This is a genomic window from Clostridium kluyveri, assembly GCF_001902295.1.
In the GTDB taxonomy this organism is placed as follows: domain Bacteria; phylum Bacillota; class Clostridia; order Clostridiales; family Clostridiaceae; genus Clostridium_B; species Clostridium_B kluyveri_B.
In genome coordinates this window covers 1,938,651-1,960,548 of record NZ_CP018335.1, presented here as the reverse complement: position 1 = coordinate 1,960,548, position 21,898 = coordinate 1,938,651, and the positions used below count along the sequence as shown (strand labels likewise).

The following is a 21,898-nucleotide window of genomic DNA, read 5'->3' as shown; positions in this document are numbered from 1 at the left end:
TTCTATATTATCTGATTATCCGGTGAAATAACAATATTTATTCCTACCTTCGTCAAGCTTCAGAGCCATCACAGCTCCAACAACCTTCAGATAAAATATTTAAAATCTCATCTACATCTTTTCCACTACTTCTATACCCATTAGATTTAATCCATTTTTCAATACCTGACAGGTACATTTTACCAAATTCAATCTGGCCTTTTTAGTATCCTCATCTGCTGCATTTATAATACTATGAGCATTGTAAAACTTATTGAAAGCTTTGGCCACATCTATTACATACCTGGTGACTATAAATGGTTCCAATCTATTTATAGCATTTATTATAGATTTATTAAAGTTTTCAAGGATCTTTACAAGTTCAAATTCCTCCTTGCTGCCCAATTTACTACAGTCTATCTGGTTTTCATCATAGGGTGCTTCTCCTGATTTTCTAAGAATACTCTTTCCCCTTGCATAGCTATATTGAACATAAGGGCCAGTTTCTCCTTCAAAACTCAGCATTTCATTCCAATCAAATACTATATCTTTCTCTCTATTATTTTTCAGATAGGTAAATATCACAGCTCCTATACCAATCTTTTTAGCCGCCTCTTCCTTATCTTCAAGCTTAGGATTCTTCTCATTTATTATTTCAAGAGTTTTTTCTACAGATTTATTTAAAAGTTCTTCTAAGAATATTACATCTCCTTTTCGTGTAGAAAGTTTTTTATTTGCAAATCTAACTAATCCAAACCCCACATGCTTACATGAGTCCGCCCAATCTTTACCCATTAATTTAAGTGTGGTAAATACCTGCTTGAAATGAAGAGATTGATCAAGTCCCACCACATATATACTCTTATAAAAATCATAGGTTTTTTTCCTATATATAGCTGCAGCCAAATCACGAGTTGCATATATGGTCGTTCCATCTGATTTTTTTACAATGCAAGGAGGTATATTATATTCATCTAGAAGCACTACTTTTGCACCGTTACTTTCAACAAGAAGTCCTTTTCTATCTATTTCTTCTACAACTGCATCCATTTTGTCAGTATAAAAACTCTCTCCTGCATAGGAATCAAAATCTACCTTCAATAAATCATATACTTTTTTAAATTCTCTAAGACTTAGATCCTTAAATTTTTTCCAAAGTTTAATTTCTTCTTCCGAGCCATCCTCTAATTTTTTAAAATACATTCTGCCTTCTTCGTTAAGTGAAGGATCTTTTTCTGCTTCTTCATGGAATTTTACATATATTCTTAAAAGTTCCTTTATAGGGTCTCTATTTAACTCTTCTTCATTGCACCATCTATTATAAGCCGCTATAAGCTTTCCAAATTGAGTTCCCCAGTCTCCAAGATGATTTATTCTCGTACAATTATATCCTTGAAAATTTATCATCTTGTATAAGGCATTTCCTATAGAAGTGCTAAAAAGATGTCCTACATGGAAAGGTTTTGCAATGTTAGGTGATGAATATTCTACAACTACATTTTTTCCTTCTCCCATGTCTGAACTTCCATAGCTGTCTCCTTTTAATAATATTTCTTTTAAAGTATATTCAGTAAATATTTTTTTATCTACAAAGAAATTCACATAAGGTCCTAAATTTTCAATTTTTTCAAAGTACTTGCTGTGCAATTTATCTTTTAATTCCTTAGAAATTATATTTGGTGCCTTTTTCAATACTTTTGCCAATTGAAAACATGGAAATGCGTAATCTCCCATTTCAGGTTTTGGTGGTACTTCTATCAAACCTTCTATAAAATTCAATTCTAAATCCGTATTTTTTTTAATCTCTTCTGCCGCTAACTTTTTAAAATCCATATTAACAGTTAAATAAGTATACCTTTATTTAACACTTTTCAGCTCCTCTCCCATTTCTATTCTTTTAAATCAAGTGATTCAGCGGTTCAGGTGGAGTTTGCTTATAAGAAATGCCTATTCCCATCTGAACCTTATTAACATTAGTGTCTTTAGCACTTAGAATACGTTATCCTTTAGGGGAACAACTTATCCAGACGCACAGCATTGCTTATCCCCAACTTTTGAAGAAGATGGGAGTTTATCAATGGCAGCGCTTAGATAAAAACTAAAAATCCGAAGTTACTATATAATATAAAAAACCGCCTCTTTTATTTTAAGAGACGGCCTCCTCCTATCACAATATCTAAATAATAGGTATACAGCCTATCTATTATATTTCTAGCTTATAACACTTTATGCAAGCGTTATGAATAAAATCACATAACCTACACCTTATTATATTACTATTAACATTTTTTTGTCAATATATAATTACCCATTAATATATTTCACTTTTCAAATCCATTTAAATGATCTTTATGCCATTTCCATGCAGTATCAATAATTGTCTCAAGTGAATTATACTTTGGTTTCCAATTAAGTTCTTCTTCCGCTTTTTTAGAAGAGGCTATAAGTGTCTCAGGATCTCCTTCTCTTCTAGGAGCAATTTCAGCTTTTATTTTTTGTCCAGTTACTTTTCGTGAAACTTCAATTACTTCTTTTACAGAGAAGCCTCTGCCATTACCTAAATTATAAATTCCACTTTTTTCATCCTCAATAATTTTATTCAATGCCAAAAGATGGGCATTAGCTAAATCCATAACATGAACATAATCCCTAACACAAGTTCCGTCTTCTGTATTATAGTCATCTCCAAATATAAATATTTTATCTCTCTTTTTTAAAGCCACCTGAAGTATTATAGGAATCAAGTGTGTTTCAGGGTCATGATCTTCTCCTATAAGTCCTGAAATATGTGCACCTGCCGCATTGAAATATCTTAGTGCAGCATATTTTATACCATATGCCCTATCACTCCATTTTAACAACTTTTCTACCGTAAGCTTGGATTCTCCATAGGGATTAGTGGGATATGTTGAATCATCTTCAAAGATAGGTATGTTTTTAGGCTCTCCATAAGTTGCAGCAGTAGAAGAAAATACAATATATTTTACTTCATATTTTCTCATAGACTTTAATAGGTTCAAAGTACCTACAACATTATTTTCGAAATATTTAAGAGGTTCCCCTACACTCTCTCCCACCAGAGAATAAGCTGCAAAATCTATTACTGATTCAATGTTATTTTCTTTAAACACCTTATCCACTACATTTTCATCCCTTAAATCGCCCTGGTAAACCTTGCCTCCAAGTACAGCAGATTTATGTCCTTTTTCAAAGTTATCCAATACTACAATTTCTTTTCCTCTTTCCAAAAGCTCTGCTGCCATATGGCTCCCTATATACCCTGCTCCCCCACAAACTAAAATTGACATTTTAAAACCTCCAATACAGTATTTCATTTATTATATATTCTACTACAATTATTTTTCAGTTTGTGTTAATAAAGGATTAAACTATAAATATATTTATTCACAATTAAGTAATTATATTTCTATTTATAAACTACATATTTCCTCGATATTCCAGGTTTTGTCATATCCACAGTATTTAATACACTGTTAATTTCTCTTTCATTTAAAATTTTTTCTCTTAGAATAATCTTCCTCACAGATTCTCCAGTATTCATAGCTTTTTTAGCAATTTTAGCAGCTTCTTTATATCCTACATAAGGACAAAGAGCTGTAAGTATTCCTATGCTGTTTTCTAAAAGTCCCTTACATCTTTTTCTATTTGCTGTAATACCCTGAACGCAGTTTTCAACAAAAGTATTAATACCGTTCGTCAAAGTTTCTATAGACTGGAATAAATTAAAAAATACAATTGGTTCAAAGGCATTTAATTCCAATTGACCTGCCTCTGCAGCCATATTAATGGTAACATCATTTCCAATAATATTAAAAGCTATCTGATTAATTACCTCTGGTATTACAGGATTAACCTTTCCCGGCATTATGGAAGAGCCATTTTGTTTTGCTGGAAGATTTATTTCTCCAAAGCCTGTTCTCGGTCCTGATGACATGAGTCTTAAATCATTTGCTATCTTTGATAGGTTAACTGCACAGGTTTTTATAGCCGCTGAAGTTATTACGAGACTATCTAAGTTTTGAGTTGAATCAATTAAATCTTCCGCCTGGTTTAATTGTATTTGTATAATTTTGTTGAGGTTCGGTATTATTTTTATTTGATACCTCATATCTGCATTTATACCTGTTCCTATGGCCGTTCCACCTATATTGACTTCTTTTAAGCTTTCTATAACCTGATTTAATCTTAATATATCTCTTTTTATCACTGAACTATAGGCATTAAATTCCTGTCCTAATCTAATAGGTACTGCATCCTGAAGCTGAGTTCTACCCATTTTTACAATATCATTAAATTCATCAGCTTTTTCTTTAAACACTCTCTTTAATATTTTCAGCTGTTTTATACACCTTAAAATAAGTTTTATAGTTGTAATTTTACCTGCTGTTGGAATAACATCATTAGTAGACTGCCCCATATTCACATGATCATTTGGATTGACAATATTATAATTTCCCTTTTCTCCCCCTAATAATTCAATGGCTCTATTTGAAATCACTTCATTTACATTCATATTTATAGATGTACCTGCCCCACCTTGTATAGGATCTGTAATAAACTGATCTTTAAATTTACTATCTATTATCTCATCGCAAGCTTTTACAATTGTCTCTTTAATATGTTCACCAAGCAGTCCAATACCCTCATTAGTTATAGCAGCAGCCTTTTTTATCTCTGCAATACTTTTTATAAATTCTTCATGAATTTTAAGTCCTGTAATTTTAAAATTATCTGCAGCCCTTAAAGTGTTTATTCCATAATATGCACTTTTAGGAACCTTTTTTTCTCCTATAGAATCACTTTCAATTCTAAAATCCATAATATCCATCCCCTTTAACTAAGATTAAAAATAGTCATTTCAGAAGCTTATTGATATATTAAAAATAAAAAATAAGTATTTATTCCAAATTACTAATTTTATTATTAATAATTTATCATAACATCAATATATTTTATATATCTAATAAGAACAAAACTGCTGTAGACTATTTGTGCTAAATATACATTAATTAAATATGCAAAATAAAAAATTGCCAAAGAATATAAACTATTCTCTAGCAATTAATCAATTAAATTATCTATTATAATTTTACTTCCTCTTCAATACTGTCAAAATCTACTTCTTCTAGCTTTATTACCTTAGTACTATATTTTTTCTTATACCATATCCACAATCCTAAAAATAGCGGAAGTCCTATATAAGATGAAGTTACTCCACTCCAATCTATATTGTTAGCTTCAAAATAAGTAACTCCTTGTCCCAAGATAACTATGATACAAAGTACCAATGCTATTATAGGTCCTAAAGGAAATAATTTAGCCTTATATTTTAATCTTCCAAAATCTCTATTTTGAGCAACATAAGCTTTTCTAAAACGATAATGGCAAATTGCTATACCAAGCCATGCTACAAATCCTGCAAGACCTGAAGCTGCTACCAGCCAAACATACACTGTACTTTCCGCATAAAGCCCTGTTAAAAAACATGCAGATGCTACTATTGTTGTAAGTATCAATGAATTTACAGGCACTCCTCGTGAATTAACTTTTGCCAGCCAGGCAGGTGCTTTCTTATCTTTAGCCATAGAATACAACATTCTAGTTGAAGCATACATTCCAGAGTTTCCTGCTGACAGCACTGAAGTCAATATAACCGCATTCATAAGAGATGCAGCTCCTGCTATACCAGCCTTTTTAAATACCAGAGTAAAAGGACTTGTGTCAACTCCTGCATTCATATACGGAATTATGGCACCTACTACAAATATTGTTCCTATATAAAATATTAGTATTCTCCAAAATATACTATTAATAGCTTTTGGTATGGTTTTTTCTGGATTTTCACTTTCTCCCGCAGCTATGCCCACTAATTCAGTACCCTGGAAAGAAAAACCTGCAATCAAAAATACCAAGAATATAGATTTAAAGCCGCCTACAAAAGGTGCTTCTCCTACTGTAAAATTTTTAAGTCCTACTGGATTCCCATTAAATATGCCTATAATAGTTGCTACTCCTACTAATATAAAAACGATAACGGTTACTACTTTGATGCCTGCAAACCAAAATTCTGATTCTCCATAAGCTCTTGCAGATAATAAATTTAATAAAACTATTACAGCTAAAAAACACACACTCCACACAATAGCTGGTACACCTGGCAGCCAATATTTCATTATGAGCGCTCCTGCTACCATTTCTGCAGCTACAGTTATTGCCCAATTGTACCAATAATTCCATCCTAATGCAAATCCTAAAGCCGGATCTACAAATTTAGTGGCATAAACACCAAAAGAGCCTGAAACCGGCATATAAGTAGCCATTTCTCCTAAGCCCGTCATTAAAAAATAAACCATAATTCCTATACAGCCATAAGCTACTAGTGCTCCTCCAGGACCTGCCTGATTAATAGTAGCACCTAATGCTAAAAATATTCCTGTTCCAATAGCTCCTCCTATGGCAATCATACTTAAATGTCTAGTCTTAAGTCCTCTTTTTAGTTCATTATCACGCTCATTATTTTGCTCTACTGAGCTTTCCATTTTTTTCTCCCCCTTATTGGTATCAAAATCCCCATAAGTGAAGTAAGTAAGATAAACATAAAAATAGCCTTGAGAGTGTACACCCAAGGTTATAAATATAAAAATATATTAATTCCACAATGAATGATAGCTCTTCACAAATTATATTTGTGACAGTCTTGTATATATTTTATACAAAACCAGTTAATTCAACATCAAAGCATCTGTTGAACACTTCGGCAAAATTTCCTTTCAAGTCCCTTCATTGTGCTTACCTCCAAAACTTTACTTATAAATTTTGCGCCTCTATCTTAAATATTCACTTATAGTACAAATACATTATGTACTATAAGTAAATATTAGTCAATGGTATTTTAATACATTTCTCTACTCATTATGACAAAGCTCAAAATATATTTTAAATTGATTCATTTGATTTTTTTGGTTTTAGACTATCAAAATAATCTTTTAACTTCAAATCCATACCTAGTATATGTTTTGATATCCAATCATAAATAAAATCCAATAATTTTAATACAGATTTTTGTATGTCCTCATCTAGTTCTTCCAAATCTAAACTTTCGATTTTATTTATAAAGGCATCATGAGCTTTTTTTTGTTCCTTGTACTTGGGATAATCATAAAGCTTCATTATTCTTTCTTCATCTTCAAAATGATACACAGTATATTCTTTAAGGTCATCAATTAAATTTAAAACATCCCCAAAATAATCTACATGGTTTTCATTTATTATAAGATCGTATACAGATTCACCTATTTCAAAGAGTCTCTTATGCTCTTCATCTATCCTTTTAATGCCACAATTATAATCATCCTTCCATTCAAACATTTTGTTATCCCTCCATCTCTAATTAGTTCATCTCTTATATTATATATGAATATTGGTCTATTAAATCCAAACTAACTTTTAATATATTTTTGTCTAATATTTATAAGCAAACAATTCCAAGTAAATATTGTTTTTTTAATTATAACAAAAAATTGAAAAATACTAAACATTCTATTAGTAATTAAATATTAATATTATTCAATACAAAAACACACCAAAATTGAAGTAATTTATCAATTTCGGTGTGTAAAAATTATTCTAAACAAAAATATTAAATTTTGTTATTAGATTGTAATTTATATCATTATTAAGAATTAAATCTAAAAAAACAACATTTTACATTACTCTTCCAGGGATTACAGCATCCAATATTCCTATAACAACTGATGCAATAATAGCTCCCAATATAGATACACTCATATTAGGCACTAAGAATTGAGTTAAATACAATATTATAGCTGCAATTATAAAACCCTTTATTCCTTTTCCAAAAGGAGACGCATCTACACCCATAAATTTTTCTACAAAATAGTCTATTAAGCTTATCACAACTGCTGCCACTAAATAAGACCATAGTCCTACTATTCTAAAACCAGGTGTTAAGAATGAAGTTATCCCCAGTACAATTACTGTTAAAATAAATCTTACTATATAACCACCTATAGAAGATTTCTCTGACTCTCTTTTTGTATCACCCACGAAAGTCACTCCTTTTCAATAAAATATTTATTTTACATAAACATAGTCTTTACCTAAATCACAAAAAATATTTAAAAATAAAAATCTTTTTAAACTTAACATATTGACAAAAATATATATAATCTGCAATATTTTATATATAAAGCACTCGTATTATGTATATTTAAAATCGATATTGACAAAATAAAAGAAAAAAGGTATAAGTAATATTGTCTATATAGAACAAATTTCAAGTTTAAAAGTATAGATATATTAGTTCCAACAATTTATTGAAAAGGAGTATAATAATGAAAACATTTCAAACTCTTATTGATGAAACTTTAAAATCCAGAGATTTGGATGAGTTAGAATCTGCTGCCGATTTATTTCAATTCGGCATTGAAAAAGGATACTATAATAAAAAACAAGCAAACGAATTCAATAATGCTTATTGGAAGACCAAAGATAAGCATTTAGCTCATGAAATTGCTAGCGAAATAAATTCCAACAGATTGAATGTTATAAGTATAGTTTCCAATGCCCCAATGAATATAAAGGACAATAAACCTGAACTTTTAAACTATGTAAATGGACGAATAAAAGCCCTTAGAGGTAAAATAAGCGGCATAAAATAATTTATTCTATGAATTTATATATTTCTATTAAAATATTTAAAAAGTATATTAAATTGCATTAAAAAAGTCAGATGAAATAAATTTCATCTGACTTTAATTCATGTTTATTCTATTTTAAGTTCTGTTCATACGCCTGAACCATTTTTTTAACCATATTTCCACCTACAGAGCCTGCTTCTCTTGAAGTAAGATCTCCATTGTATCCTTCTTTTAAATTCACTCCTACTTCCCTTGCTGATTCCATTTTAAATCTATTCAAAGCCTCTTTAGCCTGGGGAACTAAAACTCTATTTGTTCTGTTACTTGCCATGATTAATTTCCTCCTCTTTTTCTATATTCTTTTTTATATTCTTTGTTTTATATTACATTATAAGTTTGCTCCATATAAAAATTATTACACTATAAGTTTATATGAAAATAAGTCAATATTTATTACAAATAGAAATATTTTATATATAAAAATTATATTAATCCAATATTTTATATAAAATATTTCTTTTTTAAAGTATAATTTATATATATCAAATTTTAACAAGTAGGTGATTTTATTGTATAAAAAAGGAGATTTTCATTTACATACAACTGCTTCTGACGGAAAACTATCTCCTGCGGAAATAGTAACTAATTCAAAAAAAGCAGGTTTGGATATAATAGCTATAACAGATCACGATACCATATCTGGTATAGACAGTGCTTTATACCAAGGAGAAAAGGTAAATATAAAGGTTATTCCTGGCCTTGAGTTATCTACCTTATATAATAACAAAAGTGTCCATATACTAGGCTATTTCAAAGACCCCTCTTTTATATCATTGAAATTTAAAAATTTTTTAAAAGAAATGGATTCATACAGAGTAGAAAGGGGCAAAAAAATAGTTTATAATCTAAATAAATTTTTTAATATAAATATTTCTTATGAGAATATAGTAAAAAATGCTCATGGAATTATTACAAGACCTCATATTGCTCAAGCCATTATAGATGAGGGATATAATTATAGTTTTCAAGATATATTTAAAAACTTTATAGGCGAATCCTGTGCCGCTTATGTTCCCAATAAAAAGCTTTCTACATTGGAAGGCATAAAAATACTTCAATCATTAAATGCTTTAGTTGTATTAGCCCATCCTGTACTTATAAAGGACATTGATATAGAAGAATTAATCAAGCTTCCTTTCCACGGTATAGAAGCAATTTATGCTAACAATAGTGCAGAAGATACAAATAAATTTATAGAATATGCTAAAAAATACAACAAAATGATAACTGCAGGATCTGATTTCCATGGCAGCACTTCACAAAAAGATAAGAGTTCAAAACATTCTCATGCCATAGGTGAAGTTTTTTTAGATGAGGATGGAATAAATATATTTTTAGATAAACTAAATAGTATGTAACTATATTAATTTTTACATGTACTAAAAATAAGGTTCAGGTGGGGATAGGCATTTCTCTATAGCAAACCCCAACCGAACCTAAGAATCACTTGATACAGCATTTTTTGTTATATTCTATTTAAAAAAGCAGTATACCCTTTTACGGCCTCATATATATCAGCTTTGCTGGCAACTTCCCAAGGTGCATGCATATTTTGTAGTGCTATGCCGCAGTCTATAACCTGCATATTATATCGTGCCAATATATAGGCTATAGTTCCTCCTCCCCCTTGATCCACCTTTCCAAGTTCTGAAGTTTGCCAGTACACATCATCTTTTTCCATTATATTCCTTAGTTCAGCTATATATTCTGGATTTGCATCATTGCATCCAGATTTACCCTTAGAACCAGTATATTTATTAAATACTATCCCCTTGCCAAAATAAGCTGAATTGTTTTTTTCCATAACAGAAGGGTAGTTGGGATCAAAAGCAGCACTAACATCTGAAGACAACATTTTTGAATTCGTTAAAACTCTCCTTAATTTTAAATCATTATAATCTCCACAAAGTGCTATAATTTCTGCCACTGTATTTTCAAAAAATCTTGAATGCATTCCAGTAGCCCCTACACTTCCTATTTCTTCTTTATCTACTAAAAGAGTAGCACAGGTCTTGTCGGGATTGTTTATATTCATCATTGCCACAAAAGAAGTGTATGCACATATTCTATCATCCTGTCCATAAGCCATAATCATACTTCTATCCAGGCCAAAGTCCCTAGCAGGTCCTGCAGGAACTACCTCCAGTTCAGCAGATACAAAATCTTCTTCTTCCATTTTATATTTATCATTTAATAGCCTCAAAATATTTTGTTTTACCCTATCTTTAGCCTCCTTATCCTGAATTGGAATACTTCCAACTAATATGTTTAAATCCTCTCCTTCTATTACTTTGTTTGCTTTTCTCTCCATTTGGGTTGAAGATAAATGTACAAGTAAATCAGATATTCCAACCACAGGTTCATCCTCTTTTTCTCCCACCACTATTTCTACTTTACTACCATCTTTTTTTACTACTACCCCGTGAATGGCAAGAGGAATTGTAACCCACTGATATTTTTTTATACCCCCGTAATAATGAGTATCCAAAAGTGCCAGCTCTGTATCTTCATAGAGAGGATTTTGTTTTAAATCAATTCTTGGAGAATCTACATGAGCTCCCAGTATTCTCATACCCTCTTGTATATCTTTATTTCCAATTATAAAAAGTGCTAAAGTTTTATCCTTATTGTTGGCATAAACTTTATCACCTGGTTTTAAGACAGCCTTTTCATTTATAATACTTTCCAAATCCTTATACCCATTTTTTTCAGCTCTTAATATAAATTCTCTTACACATTCTCTTTCAGTTTTACACCTGGACATAAAATCCTTGTATCCATCTGACAACTCAAAGAGAAGCTTAAAATCTTTCTTTGAATATTTATCCCAGGCATATTTATACTTTTTAGTTAAATCCTTTGACATTTCTATCTCTCCTTATCTGTATTTAACTTACAATAATACTATGAAAAAAACAAATGGTAACATTCATTTTATTACCATTTATATTTTATCACAATAATTTTATTACAATACTGTTAAATTAATTTAAAGCCATTTTTTTCTCTTAAATACACATATAAGAGTTATGGCTACAACTACCATAATTAATATTACATAATGACATCCATTATCCCGTTCTACAAATGGTATTCCTTTTAAGTTCATACCATACATGCTGCTTATTAAATTTAAAGGCAAAAATATAGTTGCTATTACTGTGAAAATTTTCATAAGTTCATTGGTTTTATTGGCTATTTCTGATTCAAAAGCTTCTCTAACCAAAGCTAAATCCTGAACTAAACTTTCAAGAGAAGACATAAGTTTCTCTATTTTCTTATTTAAATTTATAAAATACTTCATGCTCTCTTTATCAATTACAAGGTTATCATTTATAACTAAACTATCTCCTATGTATATAAGAGGACTTAAATATTTTCTTATCTTATAGACCTGTCTTCTAAGAGTTATTAAATTGTCTATTTGTTCATGTCTTGGATTTTTCAAAATGCTTATTTCAATTCTGTCTGCTTCAACTTCCAGTTCAGATATTATATCATGGTTTCTAACTACTATCCTGTCTAAAATATAATAGAGAAGTATACACACCTTTGGATTGTCTTTCAGTACAAAACAATTTTTAGAATCGTTTATATCCTTTATTAGAATATCTAATATATCAATTCTGTCCTTATATACAGTTATAATATAATTTCTACTTAAAAATACATTTAATTCTTTAGCCATCACTATTTCTTCTACGTAGTTAAGTACATTACATATTAAAAAAATATATCCATCAAAAAAACTTATTTTTGGTACCTGTGAAAAACTTTTACACTCATTTATGGTTTCTCTATCTACAGATATAAAATTATCCAGTCTGTCAATTTCATCTATAGATAAAATTATCCAATAATGATTATCCATGAGCTCAATATCCCCATCAATTTCCCGGAAATTATTGTCTATATTTAATATTCTCACAAAAAACACCACCAATAAAAACTATAGCCCATAATTTAGTCCCCTAAAACTAAAATTCACATGATTTTAGTTCATATATTTGTTATCTATGACAAGTTCAGTTTATATTAGTGTGTTAATTTTAAACCTAAATAATTCATCATTCCCTTGATATGTTTTTTGATAATTTATTCTTATACATCTTTTCATCTGAAACTTTAATTACATCATTGACACTGAATTTGCTGTCTTTTGTTATTTCTATTATTCCATAGCTAAAAGAACATTTAAAAGGCTTTTTATGCTGTTTCAATCCACAACATATCCTCTTGATTATTTTTTCAGCATCCTCTTCACAACAATTTGGAAAAATTATGAGAAACTCATCTCCACCCATGCGGCTCACCGTATCTATCTTTCTTACCAGTAATTTAATATTTGACACAATAAAATTAATCACCCAGTCTCCTTCTACGTGACCATAGGTGTCATTAATTTTTTTCAATCCATCTATATCTACAAAACATACGGATAAAGGTCTATCCCCCTTACATACTAGAGATAGTTCCTTTTCCAATGTCATAAGCCCTGTTCTGCGATTTAAAACTCCTGTCATACAGTCAGTAGATGCATAATATTTAAGTTGTTCATTTTTAATTTTTAATTCTCTTTCTATTTTTATTCTTTGGGTTATGTCATTAAATATAATAACAGTCCCTCTATACTTTTCACTTACATCAAGCATTTTCTTAAATTTTACTAAAAAAGTTTTTTCACCAATTTTAGTTTCAATTGTTTTCTCCTGTAAAATTTCATCTTTATTTGAATTAACAAATTTACTAACTTCTTCATTTATCCATGCTAATTTCCCATCTATATTCACATTTCCATAATATTTTGTTCCTGGAACAGCCGCATTTAAAAAAACTTCTGCTGCTCTATAATTTATATTTTCAATATTATTATCTCTATCTACAAGTATAATAGGATCATAAATACTTTCAAAGACAGTTAGGTATTTATTCTTTTCATTTGTCATTTCTCTATTTGATTTCTGAAGCTCTTCTAACTCTTGTTTTCCAGATAATCCTGCCCACTCTATAGTAAAGCCCAATTCTATATGGTCAAAATATCTTTTAATATACTGGGAAAAGTATTTCTTTTCTTTAAGTGAAAAATTACTTTCATCAATAATATCTATATATGCTTGTTGATAATATTTCATAAGTCCTAGAAACATGCCTAATGTAACACCCCTTGAACGATGTTTTTGTGCTTCTAAAACCCCAAATTTAGCAACTTCACTTTTAGTAAAATCATCATCTGGTCCCATCTCAAGGATAGAGTTATTTTTTTCAATGGCTTTTATAAGGGATTCCGAAAGCCCTGATATTGACATTCGCCATGCCTCTTTTAAAGTTGAAGTATATTTTACATAATTTCGTTCTTTTGCATATTTCAAAATTTTTTCTATGAGAATTTCCTCACTATCTAAAATTATTCTTTTTAATTTTTTCATATTCAATTAATTACTAGCCCCTTTCAAATTAAAAAACTCCATCTGAAACTAAGAGTTACTTGATAATTTAGAGCTATTTATACATAAAAAAAATACATTTTCACCCTTTTTAGCAAACATATTTGCCCGATTTTTTATATCATTTAATATTTTAATAATTTCTAACGATAAATCTTTAGCTCTACTTGAATTACTTAAAGTTTCATTTTTATTTCCAAATTTAATTTTATCTATTACTACATGTCCAATTTTGTGGAGTTCAGAGTGTATTGAATCTATTTTATTCCATATAACTCTAATAGTGTTATCTTTATCTATTTTAAAATTACCCTCATAAAAAATCCATCACTCAATTTTGCTAAATTTGAAATATGGTCTTGAATTTTAGAAATGGAATCTCCCACATCCCCAATTTCCACTGCTTCCTTTTATGGAGCCAGCTAAGGTAAAAGAAGCTAAAAATTTTGATATCATCAAGTTCCATAAATTCAACATCTTGAAGATTAGTTTCTTAGAAAGAGAAGTTAAGTATATTATAATCATTTTACTTATATGGTTTTATTTTTAGCAATACGCTTAAATCAACAATTCTATAACCCTTTTTTCCTAATCCATCTATAATTTCTGGTAAAATTTCCACATTTATTTTATGTCCCACACTACTATGCATTAAAATAATATCACCTGGCCTAACATTATCAAGTATATTTTTCACAATAGTTTGTTTGTCTATATTCTGAACCCAATCCATGGAATCAATGGACCAAATAACAATTTTATTGTTTGTTCCACTGACTGCAGCTAAAACTTTTTCATCTGTTGCTCCATATGGAGGTCTCACTAAAGCTGGCCTTTTACCAATGATGTCATTTATTTTATTTTCAGTAAGAATAATCTCTTCTCTTATTGTTTCAATATCTATTTTGGTGAAATACAGATGATTCCAACTATGGTTTAATATTAAATGGCCTTCATCATAAGCTCTTTTTACTATATTAGGAAAATAATTTATTTGGGTTCCTACAAAGAAAAAATTAGCTTTTACATCATTACTTTTTAATATATCCAATACTCTAGGTGTTACTGATGAATCAGGGCCATCATCAAATGTTAAACCTACATTATTTTCTATTGTTGGTCCATTAATATACATTTCATTGGGATGTTTTCTCGCAAGCTGAACAATACATTTTCTCCATATAGTTAAAGCATTCATCTGAGCTTTACTTATTTTATTCGTACTTCCAAGAATATTATAAGTAACAAATCTATATAAAGGTAAAGACATAAATATTATAATTCCAGGCCTTACGTATGGAGGATTTAAATAAGGATTAGTAACAATTAAATTCATTGTATCTGTTGGTTTTATAATATATGGTATCATGAGCCCCCCCTAAATAATTTATATTTATATAATATGAATTTAATTGCTTTTTTGTTATCCTCCCTAGTCAAGTAAGTTATATTACCTCCACAAAACAAAAATAAATTGATTGATATCAAGTATTATAACATTATTTTCATACTAATAATTGAATATAATATTTTTGCAGTGAAAAAGAAAATAAGCATAAAAAATAAAACTAGAGCATTTTTCACTCTAGTTAATTAGTTTGTGTTTTATAATTCTCATGACCGCCAGAAATATTATAAACTTTCTTACATCCATTATTCATTAATATATTCTGCACTGCATTTCCTGTTACGCCTTTATTGCAGTAAGCTACAATTGGTTTTTCTTTATCCAATTGGTTAACCTTTCCTCTTACTTCATCATGTGGTATATTTATAGCATTGTCTACATGAGATTCTTCAAACTGTCTACAAACTCTTGCATCAATAACTGTAACATCATTTCTACTTTCTATAAGCTTATGAAGCTCATTAGGTGTTATAAGTTTTCTATCCCTATTTATTACATTATCTAAAATCATTCCTGTGTACATAACAGGATCTTTCGTTGTTGAAAACGGTGGAGCATATGCCAAGTCTAAATGAAATAAATCTTCCACCTTAGCCCCAAAGGTTATTGCAGTAACAAATACATCTACCCTCTTATCAACACCAGCATATCCTACTATCTGAACTCCAAGAAGCTTTCTAGTTTTTTTATCTGCGACAGCCTTAATAACCATTTCTTTTCCATTATAGTATGTTGGTTTATCTGGCTTGATATTATGGCAAACAACTGGTTCAAAACCTTCATTAAGAGCTTCTCTTTCTGTAAGACCAGTTTGAGCAACGGTCATATCGAAAATTTTGAAAATACCAGTACCAAGTATACCCCTAAATTCAAGATTGCCCCCTGAAAGCTGATCTCCTGCTATCCTACCCATTTTATTTGCTGTTGAACCTAATGGCCTATAAAAAGACTTTTTTGTAATAACAGAATAACTTTCAGCACAGTCCCCACAAGCATATACATTTTCTATATTGGTCATCATTTTTGTATTTACCTTTATAGCACCTTTGGCTCCAAGTTCAATTCCAGCTTCTTTTGCAATCTCTACATTTGGTTTTACCCCTATAGACATAATTACAAAGTCTGTATTTAATACTTTACCACTCTGCAGGACTACTTGATTTATTAATCCATATCCATTTAATTCAACTACTGAATCATCTAAAATTACATTAATATTTTTGTCTTTCAAGTATTTTTCTACATATACAGCCATATCACTATCTAATCCAGGAGTAACCTGATTTAGACGTTCTACCAGTGTAACTTCAATCCCAAGATTCTTTAAGTTCTCCGCCATTTCTAATCCTATAAAACCAGTTCCAATTATTACTGCTGACTTAGGTTTGTGAGCTAATATGTATTCTTTTATCTTATCTGCTTGAAGTACATTTCTTAAATAAAACACGTTACTCTTCTCTGCTCCTGGTATATTAGGTACTATAGGTTTTGCTCCTGTGGCAATCACTAATTTATCATAGTTTTCAGTAAATATCTCATTAGTCTCTAAATTCTTTACTATCAAAACTTTATACGATGTAATTATTTTTAAAACTTCATGTCTTCTAAATACATCTACATTATATTTTTTCTTAAAGAATTCAGCATTTCTTGGAACTAAATCGCCTCTATCCTGTATTTCTTCTCCTATATAGTAAGGTAATCCGCATCCTGAATAAGATATATCGTAATCCATATCAAATATTTTTATTTCTGTATTTTCATCATTTCTTCTTGCTTTCGCGGCCGCAGATGTTCCACCAGCTACAGCACCTATTATAACAACTTTCATAAATTTTCTCCTCTCATGTACTTTATTATCATTTCTTAATTAAATTCACAACACATAATAAATATAATTATTCTTGTTTTAAACCAAAATACTTTCTTCCCCAATGAAGAGCTACATTCACAAGTCCTATCATAATTGGAACTTCAACAAGTGGTCCTATTACTGCTGTAAATGCCTCTTTAGATTCTACCCCAAACACCGCAACTGCTACAGCAATAGCAAGTTCAAAGTTATTACTTGCAGCCGTAAATGCAAGAGTAGTCGTTTTTTTATAATCAATACCAGCTTTAAAGCTAATAAAGAAGGAAACTGTAAACATAATAGCAAAATAAACTATAAGTGGTATAGTTATTCTTATCACATCCATAGGTAACTCCACTATATATTTCCCCTTATAAGTAAACATAATTATTATAGTAAATAATAAAGCAATTAATGCCAAAGGACTTATTTTAGGAATAAACTTTTTTGTGTACCATTCAGTGCCCATTTTAGGTTCTAATAAAAGTCTTGTTAATATACCTAACGCAAATGGTATTCCCAGATAAACTGCTACTGATGAAGCAACTGCTCCCATTGATATATCTACCTTGTAACCTGTAAGACCAATCCAAGTTGGTAAGACTGTAATAAAAATATAAGAGTATATAGAATAAAATATAATTTGGAATATAGAATTAAACGCTACAAGAGCTGCCGCATATTCCGTATCGCCGTCAGCTAAACTATTCCACACAATAACCATAGCAATACATCTTGCAAGACCAATTAATATAAGTCCTGTCATAAATGCAGGATATGATTTCAAAAAAATTACTGCAAGTATAAACATTAGTATTGGTCCTATAATCCAGTTCTGGATAAGTGATAATCCTAAAACTTTTGGATTCCTAAATACCTTTCCAATCTCCTTATAGTTTACTTTTGCAAGTGGGGGATACATCATTACAATAAGTCCAATTGCTATGGGTATAGATGTAGTACCAACAGATAATTTAGATAATTCCTCTGATAAACCTGGAACTCCCCAACCTAATAAAATACCTATTGCCATTGCAATAAAAATCCAAAGTGTTAAAAACTTATCTAAAAAAGACAATTTGTTTTTGGGTTCGATACTCATATAAGTCACTCCATTCTATTTAACAGCATCCACTGCTGTTGTCACCTGAACAATCACATGTAGGTTCAGTGCCTAAAAGCCATCCCATTATAACTGCGTAGGCACATCCAACGCCTGATTTTACCTCAATGGCATTAAAGGCACAGTTTTTTGCACATGCACCACATTCCATACAAGCGTCTTTATTAACAAGTTCAATTTTACTTTTATTTAGATTAAATACTTTATGCGGGCAGACCTCAATACATCTTCCGCAACCAACACACTTATCTGAATCAACCTTAAGTGTACAGACATTTTTCAAATACTTATTCTTCATAATAACCTCCTTAAATGTGAATAAAGCTGTTTACTAAAAGCAATCCTACTCCAAGTCCTATTGAAACAGCAATTGCAGGAACTGCTATCTTCATCTCCTTTATTACACCTGAAAAAGATGTATAAGTAGAAGATCCGGTAAAGTTCATAGCATAATATGAGGCTACAGATGGCAAAATCAATAAATATGCAATGGTTTTTAATGCACCATATTCCGGTATTGCAGACCAACCATTAAGTATATTTACAGTAACTGCCCAAATAAGTCCCATAATCCAGCCTTTTGCAGCAAAAGCCCTTACTGGAATCCATGGCAGTAATATAGGGGTTATAACACAGCCCACCAGCAATGCACCTATAAATGCATAAAAATCAATTACTCCAAAGGGATTAACGGCAAATAAATTTATAACAAACATTATTCCAAAAACTAACATGGCAATTTTAAAAGTACTCACAAATTCAACTGGTGTCAGAACCACCCTGTCAATTATATTAAACTTTACTTCACGCATTTCTTCTGTGGCGTTCATTCCTGATTCTAAAAACTTTTTTATATCTTTAGCTCTCACAGGACCATATACCACCTTAAAGCCAGACTGTTTTGTAACTTGGTGAGCACTTATTCCAGGTGCCCCAAGCTGAGGAAGTACTAACGTTTTGTGTGATACAATTTGAGAAAGCCTTACTTTTGAAATTCTGTTCACAAGTTCCTTAGTTCCAAATGTGCCCTTACCTGCTGCACACCATACATTTATCCCTTTCGTATCTAGTACCACTATCCATACATTAAGCCCATCTAGCTCTTTTCTCAAAGTATCAAAGGTCAGTTTATAGTTTGATGTTACCAGAATAGGGGCTGTGTTATCAGGTGTTCCTACTGCATAGAGTCCTGAATTGATTTTATAATTCATTCTGTTTACTCCAAAGCGTACTTTCCATGTACCCCATATATCAGTAAGTGACAATTTAGTAGAAATGCATGGTACACAGCCTTGTGAGGTACTTATTTCTCCAATTATCCATTTCTGTTTTATATCATATTTAGTAATGTGTTCACATGATTCCTTGCTTTCACTTCCACAACAACAGGAGTTCTGTACTGTTTCATAGTTAGAAGAAATAGATGTATCATCAGGTTTTTGCTTTATTCTTACTATTTTTACTTTAGAATTCTTCTTAAGCTTTCTTTCAGAATTGAAATAATTGTTATTATTCAAATTTACTAACCTCCCAAATTTCTAATTTCCTATAAGACTTATTTGCACTCAGAATCATCGGAACATTTTTTAATATTTTTGCAGTAATTTTTGCATATGCAATCATCAGTATTTTTACTGATGTCGTTCACGAACTTCTCAAATGTCTCAAATTTAAGTAAGTTTAGAGAGTATTTCATCCAAGAACCTTCTTTTCTGGCGTTAACAATATTACAATCAGTTAAAATCTTCATATGGTATGAAAGTGTTGGCTGTGTAATATTAAAAAACTCTAAAATATCACAAGCACACATCTCACCACAGGAAAGCATATCAACTATTTTTAATCTGGTCTCATCTGCAAGTGCTTTAAATATTGGTACATATTCAGCATAGTTATGTTTCATTTGATCCACCTCCATTGGTCTGTAATCATATTATTAGTATATACACATAGACAACTCTCTATATGTATATTATATACATGATATAGAGAGTTGTCTATATCAAAGTATCAACAGAATTAAAACTATAGTTTCAATATCAACAAAATAGCCCTCAAAACATTTGGGGACTATTTTGCTGATTATCGTTCATTAGCTTCTAGTATTTGTTGTTTTTCAAGATTACAGTAATCTTTGTGTACAGCTTATGTTATTTAATAACAATCAGTTCATATTCACGAGTACCGATTCCTATTTTTTCTGCATGGTCAAGACAAGTACGCCATTCCGATTCCGGTGTAGAGTTAGTGAAGTGGTCATGATGATCAACAAAGTCGGATTTTGCTATGTTATCGGACAGCTGGCTATTAATCAGCGGGGCAGCCTCCATACAGGCATCCACACATGCCTGATCCAGTGCCAAAGGATCAAATGAAGCTAACATGCCTAGATTTGGAAGTATCGGAGCATCATTTTCGCTGTGGCAGTCACAATTAGGTGAAACATCCACCACAAGGGAAATATGGAAGCAAGAGCGGCCATCTACTACTGCTTTGGCGTATTCTGCCATACGGCAGTTCAGTTCTTCACTGGCTGACCAGTTTGCAAACTCGATTGCATCAAAATTACATGCACCTAGGCAACGACCGCAGCCAACACAATTTTCTGTGTTGATAGTCATTTTCTTTTTTACATCATCAAAAAACAGACCATTATTAGCACATTCACGCTGGCATCTTTGGCAGCCTCGGCATTGCTCCTCTATGATATGAGGTTTACCATTAATATGCTGATCTTTTTTTCCAGCACGGGAACCACAGCCCATTCCAATGTTCTTAATGGTACCACCAAAGCCAGCCATTTCATGACCTTTGAAGTGAGTTAAGCTGATAAACACATCAGCATCCATAATTGCATGGCCAATTTTAGCTTCTTTTATATATTCACCACCTATTACAGGTACCGCGATGTCATCAGTCCCCTTTAATCCATCTCCGATAATAACAGGACATCCTACTGTAAGGGGGGTGAATCCATTTTCCCACGCACATTCTAGATGCTCAAGGGCATTCTTACGGCTGCCAGGGTATAGAGTGTTGCAGTCTGTTAGAAAGGGTTTACCCCCCAGTTCTTTCACCATGTCGGCTACAGCTTTAGCATAATTTGGACGAAGATAACCTAGATTGCCAAGTTCACCAAAGTGCATCTTGATTGCAACGAACTTATTATCCATATCGATTTGTCCGATACCTGCATCTTTAATCAGCCTTTTTAGCTTGGTAGGTAGACCCTCTCCAAGTTTCGTACGAAAATCTGTAAAATAAACTTTTGATTTTTCCATATTTAATCACTCCTGTTTTAAAAAATATTGATTTAATAAATTCAATTTTGATATCCAAGTCTTACTATTT

The 21,898-nt window shown here is 31.0% G+C and carries 19 protein-coding genes and 1 riboswitch; of the genes, 2 read left to right on the top strand and 17 right to left on the bottom strand.

Annotation, left to right across the window (positions count from 1 at the left end; all coding sequences use genetic code 11):
- Window positions 1-111: 111 nt before the first annotated feature.
- The 6 genes from argS to BS101_RS09480 all read right to left on the bottom strand — a co-directional run bounded on the left by argS (window position 112) and on the right by BS101_RS09480 (window position 8,067).
- Window positions 112-1,812: an arginine--tRNA ligase gene (gene argS, locus BS101_RS09505; RefSeq protein WP_073538602.1), complete on the bottom strand. Its 1,701-nt coding sequence runs from the start codon at window positions 1,810-1,812 to the stop codon at window positions 112-114.
- Window positions 1,813-2,300: 488 nt separating this feature from the next.
- Window positions 2,301-3,287 carry a UDP-glucose 4-epimerase GalE gene (galE, locus tag BS101_RS09500; RefSeq protein ID WP_073538601.1) on the bottom strand — a complete coding sequence of 329 codons (987 nt, stop codon included), beginning with the start codon at window positions 3,285-3,287 and terminating at the stop codon, window positions 2,301-2,303.
- Window positions 3,288-3,406: 119 nt separating this feature from the next.
- Window positions 3,407-4,819, bottom strand: coding sequence for an aspartate ammonia-lyase (locus BS101_RS09495; protein ID WP_073538600.1), 1,413 nt, complete (start codon window positions 4,817-4,819; stop codon window positions 3,407-3,409).
- Window positions 4,820-5,081: 262 nt separating this feature from the next.
- Window positions 5,082-6,539 (bottom strand): amino acid permease, encoded by a 1,458-nt coding sequence (locus BS101_RS09490; RefSeq protein ID WP_073538599.1) that lies wholly within the window; start codon window positions 6,537-6,539, stop codon window positions 5,082-5,084.
- Window positions 6,540-6,658: 119 nt separating this feature from the next.
- Window positions 6,659-6,835, bottom strand: a riboswitch (Lysine riboswitch).
- A 101-nt stretch (window positions 6,836-6,936) separates the two neighbouring features.
- Entirely contained in the window at window positions 6,937-7,368 is a 432-nt protein-coding gene (locus tag BS101_RS09485) for a bacteriohemerythrin (protein WP_073538598.1), read from the bottom strand.
- Window positions 7,369-7,704: 336 nt separating this feature from the next.
- Window positions 7,705-8,067, bottom strand: coding sequence for a phage holin family protein (locus BS101_RS09480; protein ID WP_012101935.1), 363 nt, complete (start codon window positions 8,065-8,067; stop codon window positions 7,705-7,707).
- Between the two features lie 287 nt (window positions 8,068-8,354).
- On the opposite strand from BS101_RS09480, the gene BS101_RS09475 reads away from it, so the two are divergent.
- Window positions 8,355-8,681, top strand: coding sequence for a hypothetical protein (locus BS101_RS09475; protein WP_012101934.1), 327 nt, complete (start codon window positions 8,355-8,357; stop codon window positions 8,679-8,681).
- Between the two features lie 109 nt (window positions 8,682-8,790).
- Here the strand turns inward: BS101_RS09475 and BS101_RS09470 are convergent, their stop codons facing one another.
- Window positions 8,791-8,991, bottom strand: a complete 201-nt coding sequence (locus BS101_RS09470; protein ID WP_012620447.1) for an alpha/beta-type small acid-soluble spore protein — start codon at window positions 8,989-8,991, stop codon at window positions 8,791-8,793.
- A 238-nt stretch (window positions 8,992-9,229) separates the two neighbouring features.
- Between BS101_RS09470 and BS101_RS09465 the strand changes: the two genes are divergently transcribed.
- Window positions 9,230-10,078 carry a PHP domain-containing protein gene (locus BS101_RS09465; protein ID WP_073538597.1) on the top strand — a complete coding sequence of 283 codons (849 nt, stop codon included), beginning with the start codon at window positions 9,230-9,232 and terminating at the stop codon, window positions 10,076-10,078.
- 107 nt (window positions 10,079-10,185) lie between these two features.
- Here the strand turns inward: BS101_RS09465 and BS101_RS09460 are convergent, their stop codons facing one another.
- The 10 genes from BS101_RS09460 to BS101_RS09415 all read right to left on the bottom strand — a co-directional run bounded on the left by BS101_RS09460 (window position 10,186) and on the right by BS101_RS09415 (window position 21,828).
- Entirely contained in the window at window positions 10,186-11,586 is a 1,401-nt protein-coding gene (locus BS101_RS09460) for an aminopeptidase (protein WP_073538596.1), read from the bottom strand.
- 123 nt (window positions 11,587-11,709) lie between these two features.
- The gene (locus BS101_RS09455; protein WP_073538595.1) at window positions 11,710-12,648 is read right to left on the bottom strand and encodes a magnesium transporter CorA family protein; all 939 of its coding nucleotides are present in this window, start codon (window positions 12,646-12,648) and stop codon (window positions 11,710-11,712) included.
- 139 nt (window positions 12,649-12,787) lie between these two features.
- On the bottom strand, window positions 12,788-14,146 hold the full coding sequence (locus tag BS101_RS09450) for a sensor domain-containing diguanylate cyclase (protein WP_242951446.1): 1,359 nt from the start codon (window positions 14,144-14,146) through the stop codon (window positions 12,788-12,790).
- Window positions 14,147-14,690: 544 nt separating this feature from the next.
- Window positions 14,691-15,533: a polysaccharide deacetylase family protein gene (locus BS101_RS09445; protein WP_073538593.1), complete on the bottom strand. Its 843-nt coding sequence runs from the start codon at window positions 15,531-15,533 to the stop codon at window positions 14,691-14,693.
- Between the two features lie 220 nt (window positions 15,534-15,753).
- On the bottom strand, window positions 15,754-17,403 hold the full coding sequence (locus BS101_RS09440) for an FAD-dependent oxidoreductase (RefSeq protein ID WP_073538592.1): 1,650 nt from the start codon (window positions 17,401-17,403) through the stop codon (window positions 15,754-15,756).
- A 67-nt stretch (window positions 17,404-17,470) separates the two neighbouring features.
- Window positions 17,471-18,526 carry an ACR3 family arsenite efflux transporter gene (arsB, locus tag BS101_RS09435; protein WP_073538591.1) on the bottom strand — a complete coding sequence of 352 codons (1,056 nt, stop codon included), beginning with the start codon at window positions 18,524-18,526 and terminating at the stop codon, window positions 17,471-17,473.
- A gap of 19 nt (window positions 18,527-18,545) precedes the next feature.
- Window positions 18,546-18,845, bottom strand: a complete 300-nt coding sequence (gene hgcB, locus BS101_RS09430) for a mercury methylation ferredoxin HgcB (RefSeq protein ID WP_073538590.1) — start codon at window positions 18,843-18,845, stop codon at window positions 18,546-18,548.
- Window positions 18,846-18,855: 10 nt separating this feature from the next.
- A complete protein-coding gene (hgcA, locus tag BS101_RS09425) occupies window positions 18,856-20,064 on the bottom strand; it encodes a mercury methylation corrinoid protein HgcA (protein WP_347472895.1) in 1,209 nt (402 codons plus the stop codon).
- 38 nt (window positions 20,065-20,102) lie between these two features.
- Window positions 20,103-20,450 (bottom strand): ArsR/SmtB family transcription factor, encoded by a 348-nt coding sequence (locus BS101_RS09420; RefSeq protein WP_073538589.1) that lies wholly within the window; start codon window positions 20,448-20,450, stop codon window positions 20,103-20,105.
- A 247-nt stretch (window positions 20,451-20,697) separates the two neighbouring features.
- Window positions 20,698-21,828, bottom strand: coding sequence for a DUF362 domain-containing protein (locus tag BS101_RS09415; RefSeq protein ID WP_073538588.1), 1,131 nt, complete (start codon window positions 21,826-21,828; stop codon window positions 20,698-20,700).
- Between the last annotated feature and the right edge of the window lie 70 nt (window positions 21,829-21,898).